This window comes from Arthrobacter sp. BGA-UO-ETr-C19 (assembly GCF_059568005.1).
Window position 1 is genome coordinate 155,783 of the sequence record NZ_JCAQPC010000019.1, and the last position, 10,923, is coordinate 166,705.

The following is a 10,923-nucleotide window of genomic DNA, read 5'->3' on the forward strand; positions in this document are numbered from 1 at the left end:
TTGTGCTTGGGGCGGTCTCTTCACTGCCATGCCTGCGCCCGACCTTAAGGTCGAGTGTCTTCAGCACCTCCCAGAAATGGGGCATCCCGATTGAATAAGCCGCAGTATGCGGACGACCCGAGCATTCACCTGACGCCAAGCACCCGCCATAGCAGATCGTGAGAGCTGCTTACTCACCGGGCGGAATCAAATCAGCAAATCTTACGCTCAAATCGGGTTAGCCATGCCTATTCGTAAGGACTTGGCCCGTCGGACGTGCAACATTCGCCACGCCAAAGGTCGCTTCCTTCACGTGTGTTAGCTTGATCACCATCCTTCCCGGCCCGGGGCTCCGGAAGGCTTAAATCCACCGCAGCTACCTTTTCGGAGGCACCATGGGACTTGGCTCCCACACGCAAATAAGTGACCGGGCTATTGCTCCCGGCGGGAACCCGACCCGGCCCGCATTGATACCCCTTGGTGGTGTTGCATGACACCAATGAGCGGAACTTCCACAGACGTCAGACCCGATGAAACGGCACAGCAGGCGTCCTCCCTTGCGGCAGGGGCAGATCGCGCTTCCGGCGAAACCACCAACGAACTCAAGCGCGGGCTCAACAGCCGCCACCTGCAGATGATCGCTATCGGCGGGGCGATCGGTACCGGGCTGTTCGTAGCCTCGGGCAGCACCATTTCCCAGGCGGGTCCCGGCGGTGCGTTGGCCGCCTACGCGCTGGTCGGGCTGATGGTATTCCTGTTGATGCAGTCACTGGGCGAGATGTCGGCCAAAATTCCGGTCGCCGGTTCTTTCCAGTCCTTTGCCACCCGTTTCGTCTCCCCGTCCTTTGGCTTCGCGATCGGCTGGAACTATTGGTTCAACTGGGCCATCACGGTGGCCGCCGAGCTGGTCGCGGCCGGAATCATCATGGATTTCTGGTTCCCGGGGGTCCCAGGATGGGTGTGGGCCGGGATCTTCCTGCTGGTGCTGACGGGGCTCAATGCCCTCTCCGCGAAGTCCTTTGGCGAGTCGGAGTTCTGGCTCTCCCTGATCAAGGTCAGCGCAGTGGTGCTCTTCCTGATCGCCGGCGTGCTGATGATTTTCGGCATCCTCGGGGATGACTCTCCGGGACTGAGCAACTGGGAAAACCGCGATGACGTTTTCCACGGAGGTTGGGTCTCGATCATCTCGGTCTTCATGGTTGCCGGGTTCTCCTTCCAGGGCACCGAGCTCGTGGGAGTCGCCGCAGGCGAAGCCAGGAACCCGCGCCGCGAAGTGCCGAAGGCTATCCGCACTGTCTTCTGGCGCATCATGCTTTTCTACATTGGTGCCATCTTTATCATCGGCTGCCTGATCCCGTTCACCGATCCGAGCCTGCTGGCCTCCGGCGAGTCCGATGTTGCAGCATCGCCGTTTGCCTTAGTCTTCTCGCGCGCCGGAATCGCCTTCGCAGCGGCCTTGATGAACGCCGTGATCCTGACCGCAATCCTGTCCGCGGGCAACTCCGGACTGTATGCCTCCACCCGGATGCTTTACGCCATGGCCCACGACGGCATGGCCCCGAAGATCTTCGGCCGAACCAATGCGCGTGGTGTGCCGATCCCGGCGTTGCTGGCGACCGCGGCCGTGGGACTCTTCGGGTTCCTCTCCGCGATCGTCGGTCAGGGTGCCGCTTACTCCTGGCTGCTCAACATGTCAGGCCTATGCGGCTTCATCGTCTGGGCGGGAATCGCGGTCTCCCACTACCGTTTCAGGCGCGGCTTCCTGGCCCAGGGAAACAAAGTCAGCGACCTGCCGTACAAAGCATCCTTGTTCCCCATTGGCCCACTGCTGGCCTTCGCCCTGCTGATACTGGTGATCGCAGGACAGAACTACGAGGCCGTGCTTGCCGGACGGACCATGGAGGTGCTTTCCTCCTACATCGGGTTGCCAGTCTTCATCGTTCTATGGCTGGCTCACCGCTTCATCACCAAGTCCAAAGTGGTGCCGCTGCTCGAGATGGATCTCACGGCACCCAAGGACCTCGACGACGAACCCAGGGGCGGCACCCAGTAACCATGCAGCTCGGCTACCGCGGTAGCCGAGGGCGAGAACGCGGGATCTGGACCAGAAAGAGGGAAGCCGGGTGAAAATTGCACCCGGCTTCGCTCTTTCCCCAGGTCAATCTCGACTGTTCTACAATCTACTGCTGCAATTCACATCCGCCGGGCACCCGCGCGGTCCGTCCGGGCAGGAAGGGTCCAGAATGTACCTAGGGGACATGCCAGGAAACGCAGCACAGATGGAGGGAACTATCATGGCCGGGCACTTTGAAATCATCGACGCTACGGACGGCGGCTTCCGCGTCCGGCTGCTGGATGGCACAGGAACCCTGGTGGCGACTTCGGTGAAGTACCCCACCAAGCAGGCTGCTGTTGCCGGGATTTCCCACACCAGGGAGGTCGCCGGAACAGGCCTCATCCGCGACATGAGCCGTGGCGGCCACGGCGAAATCATCATCCCCAAGTCCAGGCACGGCCACGCAACCGTCAGAATCCACTCCCACACGCGGTTCCCGGCCGCGGATCGACAGGCCCGATCCATCTGACCGCTCGAGCTTGACCCGGCTGACCCGTCGGACTGACCCGCCGGGAGGCATGCCGCCGGGAGCCACGAGGTCGGAAGGCATGACGCTGGGGCGGGCCTGGGACTAGGGTGGATTCACGGCTGAAGACACCCGGCCTTGGAACGCCCCTATGGAGCTGCCACCATGACCGAAGCCCTCGCCCCCACAGCCGCCGTCCCAGCAGACGCAGGAACTGAAGCCGCCACGCGGACAGCCGCCGACGAGTCCACCCGAGCCGAGTCCACACTCCGTCGCATCGCCTCCGAGAACCTCGGCCTCCCCCACCTCCGGGACGGCCAGCTTGCCGGCATGCGCGCCCTTGTCCAGGGCCGCGACGTCCTCGCGGTCATGCCCACCGGCTACGGCAAGTCGGCCATCTACCAGGTGGCAGCCCTGTTCATCCACGGCGGCCACGGCACCCACGGCACCCACGGCACCCACGGCACCCACGGCAGCGTGAAGCACCCCGACGGCACCGCCGCCGGCAGCGCAAGGCGCGGTCCCGCCGTCGTCGTATCCCCCTTGATTGCGCTGCAGGAGGACCAGCTGGACGGCCTGCTGGAGGACCTCGGCGGGGAGTCCGCCGTCGCCATTAACTCCGGCCGGAAGGACTCCGAGGTGAAGGACGCCTGGGCGGCCGCCGAGCGCGGCGACGCTGCGTTCCTCTTCCTGGCCCCCGAGCAGCTGGCCAAGGCCGAGACTGTGGAGCGGCTGGCCGCGCTGAAGGTCTCGCTGTTCGTGGTGGACGAGGCCCACTGCGTCTCCTCCTGGGGCCACGACTTCCGCCCCGATTACCTCCGGCTAGGCGAGGTCCGCGGGCAGCTAGGCAATCCGCCCGTCGCCGCCCTGACCGCCACGGCCTCTCCCCCGGTACGCGACGAAATCCAGCAGCGCCTGCACATGGTGGACCCACTGGTGCTGGTCCACGGCTTCGACCGCCCCAACATCCGGCTGGACGTCGTCCGGCACCTTGAGGACCGGGACAAGGAGCGCGCCGTCGTGGAGCAGGCGGCCGAACTCCATGCCGGGCTCAAGGGCCCCGGCCTGCTCTACGCCGCGACCCGCAAGGACACCGAAACCTACGCCGCCGAGCTCGCCGGGCGCGGGCTCCGCGCCGCGGCGTACCACGCCGGCCGCAAGCAGAGCGAGCGGGACGAGGTCCACGAGCAGTTCCTCGACGACGAACTCGACGTCGTGGTGGCCACCACCGCCTTTGGCATGGGCATCGACAAGCCCAACGTCCGCTTCGTGCTCCATGCCGACATCCCCGAATCCCTGGATGCCTACTACCAGGAGGTCGGGCGCTCCGGCCGCGACGGGCAGCCCGCCTCAGCCGTCCTGCACTACCGGCCCGAGGACCTCGGCCTACGCAAGTTCTTCGGCACCCACAAGCCGGACGAGGACGCGCTGCTCGCCGTTCTCACCGCCCTCCGCGCCGCCGATGGCCCGGTCACCCAGAAGGCGCTGGCCGAACAGACCGGCATTCCCGGCCGCCGGCTGACGGGGCTGCTGAATGAGCTGCAGGAGACCCGCTCCGTGAAGGCCGGCAAGCGCGGCGTCCGGCTGGAAGCCGGAGCCAAACTGCCCAAGGTGGTGGAGCACGCCGTCGAACTCGCCGAAGCACGCCAGCGCGTGGACCGCTCGCGGATCGAGATGGCGCGCGGCTACGCGGAGACGGACGCCTGCCGGCGCCAGTTCCTGCTGGGCTACTTCGGCGAGGACCTGCCCGAGCCGTGCGGCAACTGCGATAACTGCGCCGAAGGCTCCGCCTACGAAGAGGATTACGACGACGGCGCCGCGGCGGCCGCGGGCGGCGAACCGTTCCCGCTCCAGGCCGCTGTGGTGCACAAGGAGTGGGGCGCGGGCATCGTGATGCGGCACGAGGAGGACGTGATCACCGTGCTCTTCGAGCAGGAGGGCTACAAGACCCTCTCCCGCCAGGCCGTGACCAACGGGAAGCTGCTGACGCTGGCGGAGTGAGTAATCAGCCGGACTTCAGTCGATGAGGTTTCAGTCGATGAGCACCGGAGTCTCGGCGCGCTCCGAAGACTCCACGGGGCCCGGAGAATCCACGTGGCCCGGGGCCTTGGCAGATGGCTTCATGAAACGGTGGTGCAGCCAGTTCGCCACTGCCAGGAGGGCCACGAGGCCGAAGGTGCTCAGGAGCTGGGGACGGGAATCCTCGCCGATGAAGCCCACCGTGAAGATGGCCGCGAGAATGAGCAGGCCGAGGCCCGTCAGCCAGGGGAAACCGGCCATCCGCAGCGGAAGGACGGTTCCTTCACGGTCCGCGCGGAGACGCAGTGCAAGTTGGGCGAGCAGGGCCGAAGTCCACACCAGCAGGGAGGTCGAGCCCACGATGTTAAGCAGGAGGGGAAGGATCTTCTCCGGGAAGGCCACCTCGAGCACGGCCGTGACGACGCCGAAGGAGACGCTGGCCAGGACTGCGACAACCGGGACCCGGGCCTTGGACACGAAAGCGAGAGCGCGCGGCGCTTCACCGCGCTCGGCGAGGGAGAATGCCATCCGGGAGGCCCCGTAGAGGTTGGCGTTGAGGGCGGAGAGCAGTGCCGCGACGGCAACGAAGGTGATGGCGGTGGCTGCGCCGGGCATGCCTGCGGCCTGGAGTACCGCAGCGAACGGGCTTTTCAGGCCCGCCGAGCCCGCGGGAACCACAGCCGCGATGATGAAGATCGCGCCGATGTAGAAGATGAGGATGCGCCAGAGGACCGTGCGGACAGCCTTCCTCACGCTGCGGGCAGGATCCTGGGTTTCGGCCGCGGCAACGGAGACAATCTCGGTGCCGCCGAAGGCGAAAGCCACCACGAAGAGCGCCGTCGCGATCCCAGCGAAGCCGTGCGGAGCGAGATCGCCTCCGGTGAAGTTGGCCAGGCCCGGTGACTGGATGCCCGGCAGCCAGCCGAAGAGGAGGGCGACGCCGATCAGGAGGAACCCGACGATTGCGGCCACCTTGAGCAGCGCGAACCAGAACTCGAATTCGCCGAAGTTCTTCACCCGGGTGAGGTTCACGGCGGTGAGCACCGCGATGAACACGAAGGCCATCAGCCATACCGGCAGGGCGGGGAAAATCGTGGAAAGCAGGCCTGCCGCACCGAGCGCTTCAGCCGCGATGACAACCACCAGCTGCAGCCACCAGAGCCAGCCCACCGTGGCACCGGCCACGGGCCCGAAGGCCCGGGCGGTATAGACGGAGAAGGCGCCGCTGTCCGGGTTGGCGGCAGCCATCTCACCAAGGGCCCACATCACGAGGATGATGAGGGTGCCGGCGACCAGGTAGGAGATCAGCACCGCCGGGCCGGCGGCCTGGATGCCGGCGCCCGAACCGATGAAGAGACCCGCGCCGATGGCGCTTCCGAGTCCCATCATTGTGAGCTGCCGGGGTTTCAGGGCGGCGCCAAGCGCCGGGGCAGACGTCATTGTCTGTTGTTCCATGGGGAGTCCTCTGGGTTGTCTGTCGAACGGGTAAAGGTGGAACGGGTGGGGTTTTCAGGCCGCGTGGGCTGCCAGGACCGCTTCCATAACCAGGAGCACGCGGTCGTTGGAAGCAGGGTCGGCAACGGTGATCCGGATGCCGTCGCCCTGGTATGCGCGGACAAGGATGTCCGCTTGGTCGAACGCTGCCACGAGCCTCGCCCGGACATCATCGTCTGCTCGGATCCACAGGAAGTTCCCTTGGCTTGGCTCCAGCTTCCAGCCTTGGGCTTCCAGCCGTGCGGCCAACCGTGAGCGCTCTTCCTGGACGACGGCGACCCTCGCCCGCATCTCGTCGGCCGCGTCCAGCGAAGCGACGGCAGCCTTCTGGGCCAGGGCCGTCACGGAGAACGGAATGGCGGTCCTGCGCAGCCCCTCCGCGATGCCCGGAGCTGCCACGGCATACCCCACGCGCAGGCCGGCCAGCCCGTAGGCCTTGGAGAAGGTGCGCAGGACGCAGACGTTCGGGTACTCGCGGTAAAGGGCCAGGGAGTCGGGGCCGCTGCCCGCCTCGGCGTATTCCACGTAGGCCTCGTCAATGACCACGAGGATGTCGGAGCGGACGGAGCGGAGGAACACCTCGATGCGGTCATGGCTGATCGGGACGCCGGTCGGGTTGTTCGGGGTGCAGAGCAGGATGACCTTGGTCCGTTCGGTGACGGCCGCGGCCATGGCGTCGAGGTCATGGCCCTCGGCGTCGTCCAACGGAATGCGGACCGGTCGGGCACCTGCCAGCTCCACCAGGATGGGGTAGGCCTCGAAGCTCCGCCACGCGAAGATCACTTCATCCCCGGCGTCGCAAAGCCCGGTGATGATCTGCTGGAGGACGCCTACGCTGCCGGGTCCCACCGCGATCTCCCCCGCGCTGACCGCAAGGTGCCCGGCGATCCGTTCGCGGAGCTCGACGGCGGCCATGTCCGGATAGCGGTTCATCCTGCCGGCGGCTTCGGCCACCGCGGCGGCGGCCGCGGGCAGGGGTTCGTAGTGGCTTTCGTTGCTGGCAAGGGCTGCGATGTCCTCGCCGGCGCTACGGCGGCCCGGGACATAGGACGGCAGGCCGGAGACGGCCGCACGAAGGATGGGAAGCGGGGTTTCCGTTGCCATCAGAATTTGATCGCTGGTCATGAGGCTTGATCATGGAAGTGACCCCGGCCACATTGCAAGATACTGTTAGGCCCTTGGGATTTCTGCTCAACTTCTATCGTCTGTGGTGAAAATATGACCATCCCGAATCCCCGCACCTTCGATTCCTTGGACGCCAGGATCATCCTCGCCCTCGACAAGGACCCGGAAGCCAGCGCCCTGGCTCTTTCCCGGACGCTCGGCGTCGCACGGAACACCGTGCATGCACGCCTGGCGAAGCTTGAGGGCGGCGGCGCCCTCAGGTCCTTCAGCCGGAGACTGGACCCGGCGGCGCTCGGATACGGCCTGCTGGCCTTTCTCTCCCTGGCCATCAGCCAGGCCCACGCGAAATCGGTCGAAAGCGGGCTCGCTGCGATCCCGGAGGTCATCGAGGTCCACGCCACCACGGGAGATGCGGACCTCATGGCCAAAGTGGTGGCCAGGGACACGGGCGATCTCTATCGCATCACCAACCAGATCCTGGAAATCGACGGTATCCAACGGACCAGCACGGCCATCTCCGTACTGGAGCTCATGCCGCCCCGCTACGACGGCCTCCTGGGCCGGCTCTCGCAGCAGGAGGGCCGCCCGCCCGGCTAGGGTGGCGGTCACATGTGCCACGTCTGGGCATATTTTCACTAATTACCTAATTCAACTGACAAATGTCCCAGCCGAATTCCGCGCTCTTGCCTATTCATAAACTAGATCCGACGATTCCTGCATGACTTCACTTACAGTGTCCGGCCGCGTGGCGCAGGTTCTCAGCAGCTATGTCAGCGATGTGTTCGGTGTGATGGGCAACGGAAACGTCTACTTCCTCGACGCCGCCGAGAAGGAGGGCCTCCGCTTCACGGCCGTACGCCATGAAGGTGCCGCCATCGCGGCTGCGGACGCCTACTATCGGGCATCCGGGCGCCTGGCGGCGGGGACCACCACGTACGGCCCCGGTTACACCAACGCCCTGACGGCCCTCGCCGAAGCGGTCCAGGCGCAGATCCCCGTGGTACTCGTCACCGGGGACGCCCCGAGCAGCGGCGCACGTCCGTGGGACGTGGACCAGACGGCGATCGCCGCCGGGCTGGGGGCGGCGACCTTCACCGTCACCCGTGAAGCCGCGGGCTCCATCACGCAGGAAGCGGTGGAGTACGCACTTGCCCGGCAGACCGCCGTCGTAATCGCCGTTCCGTACGACCTGACGGCCCTTGAGGCGGCCGAGGAAGAGCTTTTAGTGCCTCCGGCGGCTACGGTTCCGGACGCCGTCGACGGCGGACCCGGACGGGCGGCCGAAGTGCGGGCAGCCGAATTGCTGGCGGGCGCCAAGCGGCCGCTCATCCTTGCCGGGCGCGGTGCCCACCTCGCAGGAGCCGGCCCCGAACTCCGGAAACTCGCCGACCGTCTCGGCGCGCTCACGGCCGGCACCGCACTGGCGCTGAACCTGCTGCAGGGCGAGGGGTACCTCGGCGTCGCGGGCGGCTTCGGCACGGATACCGCCGCCGGGCTCATGGGCGAGGCGGACGTGGTGCTCGTGGCGGGAGCAAGCCTGACCCCCTTTACCATGCGCTTCGGCCACCTGATCGGCCCGGACGCCACCGTGATCCAGATCGACACGGCCATGGAGCCGACGGACCCGCGGGTGGACCTGTTCGTCAGTGCGGACGCGAAGGCCGCCGCCGGCCGGATCCTCCGGCTGCTGGATAACGCCGCCCCATCCGAGGCCGACCCATCAAAGGCCGGCGCCCCGAAGGCCTGGCGCGCGGAAGCACTCAAGCGGCTGGCCGAAGGGCCCGGCCACCACCCTGGCACCGCGGAGACCACGGACGGCCGCCTTGACCCCCGGGCGCTTGCCTCGGCGCTGGATGCCGTCCTGCCGGAACGCCGCACCGTGGTCCAGGACGGCGGGCACTTCCTGGGCTGGGCACCCATGTACTGGCGCATCCCCCGCCCCCAGGACCTGGTCATGGTGGGAACCGCCTACCAGGCGATCGGGCTCGGCCTGGCCAGCGCCGTGGGGGCCGCCCGGGCAGTGGACGACGGCAATACCCTGGTGCTGGCCGCGGGCGACGGCGGCTTCCTCATGGGCCTGTCCGACCTGGAATCGCTCGTGGGCGCGGCGAGCAGCGCCGTCGTCGTGATCTACAACGACGCCGCCTACGGGGCCGAGATCCATCAGTACGGCTCACGGGGACTCACCGAAAAGCCCATGCTGATCCCCGAAGTGGACTTCAGCGGCATCGCCCGCGCCCTCGGGGCCGAATCCGCGATCATCCGCACCCTGGCGGACCTCTCCGCGCTTCAGGACTGGATCGATGCCGGCGCCAAGGGAACCTTCGTGGCCGACTGCCGCATCACCTCAAGCGTCCGGGCTCCGTGGCTGAGCGAATGGATGAGGGCCTCGCAGGCGGCGAAGGAGTCGGTGGCGGGCTAGGGCCGGCCCCGCCGAAGTGCCTCCCTCCAACCCAACTCAGTAGCAGCACAGGGCGTTCTCAGGGCTGGGAACGCCCTGAGCTGCTACTCAGTTTGGGAAGAGCGGCACGTCAGCATCACCCCGATCACCGCAGCCTGGCCCGTCTCGACATTCGTATTAGCCGGGAAAGTAACGCGTTGACAGAGTTGGTGACGCCTGTCATATTTGAGGCATGAACCTGTTGGACAGCTGGACAGTTGGACAAGATAAAGTAATACGGGTCGGGGCCGCCGAAGCCGTATTCGCGTCCCTCCGGAACGCCATCGAAGGCGGCAAGATCCCCGTTGGAGCCCGGCTTGATTCAGAGGCATCGCTGGCCCAGCAGTACGGTGTGAGCCGGTCGATGGTCCGGGAAGCCCTGAAGTCCTGCAACGCGCTCGGCCTGACTGCTACCTTCACCGGCAAGGGCACCTTCGTCATTGCGGACCGGGCCGTTCAGGACCTGAAGCTCGGCAAATACTCCGCCCGCGACCTGGTGGAGGCGAGGCCCCACATCGAGGTACCTGCCGCCGCCCTTGCCGCCGAACGGCGGACTGTTGAAGACGTGGAGGCCCTTCGCGACATTCTCGGGGCAATGTCTGATGAAGATGATCTCCAGCAGTGGATCCTTCTTAATGCAGAGTTTCACGCCACTATCGCCCGGTGCAGCGGCAACGGGGTCTTTGTTGGGGTTCTGACCGACATCCGCGAGGCCATGGCTGACCAGTCCAACACGCTGAACCTCGTAGCTGACAGGCGGAAGGAATCCGATCGCGAGCATGCCCGCATTTTCGCTGCCATCGAACGCGGGTCCGCCCAAGAAGCGTCCAGGGCCATGACACGCCACCTGCACGGTGTGGAATGTGCGTTGGGGAGCATCGTGCCCGGGGGCGAGAACTGATCGGCGATTCCGCCAGTCCCTAAAACATCCCGGCAGCAAATTGCTGCGAGCTCCAGCCAGGGATCAGTTTTGCCCTGCGAGTGTCACCCACCTGTCGCACCATTCTGCCCATCACACTGCCAGCCGCAATGCCAGTGCTCCCGCCCTGCGCGAGCATGCCCTCAATCACGCCTGCCGCACAACTGATTTTCCGTCCAGACCCGTCAATGAAGCCGTGAGGACCCCCTTGACCATCACTAACACTGCCCCCAGCGTTCGCTCTGAGCATGATCTGCTCGGCGACCGCGATATCCCCGCCGGCGCGTACTGGGGCGTCCACACGCTGCGCGCCGTGGAAAACTTTCCCATCACCGGCCAGCCGCTCTCGTCCAACATGCACCTGG

Annotated in this window: 8 protein-coding genes and 1 pseudogene; 7 read left to right on the forward strand and 2 right to left on the reverse strand. The window is 66.2% G+C overall.

The window, feature by feature from the left end; translation table 11 throughout:
• Window positions 1-469: 469 nt before the first annotated feature.
• The 3 genes from AC57BR_RS12205 (at window position 470) to AC57BR_RS12215 (ending at window position 4,562) form a co-directional block, all read left to right on the forward strand.
• Window positions 470-2,032, forward strand: a complete 1,563-nt coding sequence (locus AC57BR_RS12205; RefSeq protein WP_496360856.1) for an amino acid permease — start codon at window positions 470-472, stop codon at window positions 2,030-2,032.
• 205 nt (window positions 2,033-2,237) lie between these two features.
• On the forward strand, window positions 2,238-2,564 hold the full coding sequence (locus AC57BR_RS12210; protein WP_496360858.1) for a YegP family protein: 327 nt from the start codon (window positions 2,238-2,240) through the stop codon (window positions 2,562-2,564).
• Between the two features lie 162 nt (window positions 2,565-2,726).
• On the forward strand, window positions 2,727-4,562 hold the full coding sequence (locus AC57BR_RS12215; RefSeq protein ID WP_496360860.1) for a RecQ family ATP-dependent DNA helicase: 1,836 nt from the start codon (window positions 2,727-2,729) through the stop codon (window positions 4,560-4,562).
• 30 nt (window positions 4,563-4,592) lie between these two features.
• Here AC57BR_RS12215 and AC57BR_RS12220 read toward each other — a convergent pair whose 3' ends face one another.
• Together AC57BR_RS12220 and hisC are read right to left on the reverse strand one after the other, a co-directional pair.
• Window positions 4,593-6,035 carry an amino acid permease gene (locus tag AC57BR_RS12220; protein WP_496360862.1) on the reverse strand — a complete coding sequence of 481 codons (1,443 nt, stop codon included), beginning with the start codon at window positions 6,033-6,035 and terminating at the stop codon, window positions 4,593-4,595.
• A gap of 54 nt (window positions 6,036-6,089) precedes the next feature.
• Entirely contained in the window at window positions 6,090-7,199 is a 1,110-nt protein-coding gene (gene hisC / locus AC57BR_RS12225; RefSeq protein WP_496360864.1) for a histidinol-phosphate transaminase, read from the reverse strand.
• Between the two features lie 93 nt (window positions 7,200-7,292).
• Between hisC and AC57BR_RS12230 the strand changes: the two genes are divergently transcribed.
• The 4 genes and pseudogenes from AC57BR_RS12230 to aspA form a co-directional block, all read left to right on the forward strand.
• The gene (locus AC57BR_RS12230) at window positions 7,293-7,796 is read left to right on the forward strand and encodes an Lrp/AsnC family transcriptional regulator (protein ID WP_496360866.1); all 504 of its coding nucleotides are present in this window, start codon (window positions 7,293-7,295) and stop codon (window positions 7,794-7,796) included.
• Between the two features lie 121 nt (window positions 7,797-7,917).
• Complete coding sequence (locus AC57BR_RS12235) at window positions 7,918-9,621, forward strand: thiamine pyrophosphate-binding protein (protein ID WP_496360868.1); 1,704 nt, start codon at window positions 7,918-7,920, stop codon at window positions 9,619-9,621.
• A 211-nt stretch (window positions 9,622-9,832) separates the two neighbouring features.
• On the forward strand, window positions 9,833-10,540 hold the full coding sequence (locus AC57BR_RS12240) for a FadR/GntR family transcriptional regulator (protein ID WP_496360870.1): 708 nt from the start codon (window positions 9,833-9,835) through the stop codon (window positions 10,538-10,540).
• A 226-nt stretch (window positions 10,541-10,766) separates the two neighbouring features.
• Window positions 10,767-10,923: pseudogene (gene aspA, locus AC57BR_RS12245) on the forward strand (aspartate ammonia-lyase); the annotation flags it as partial.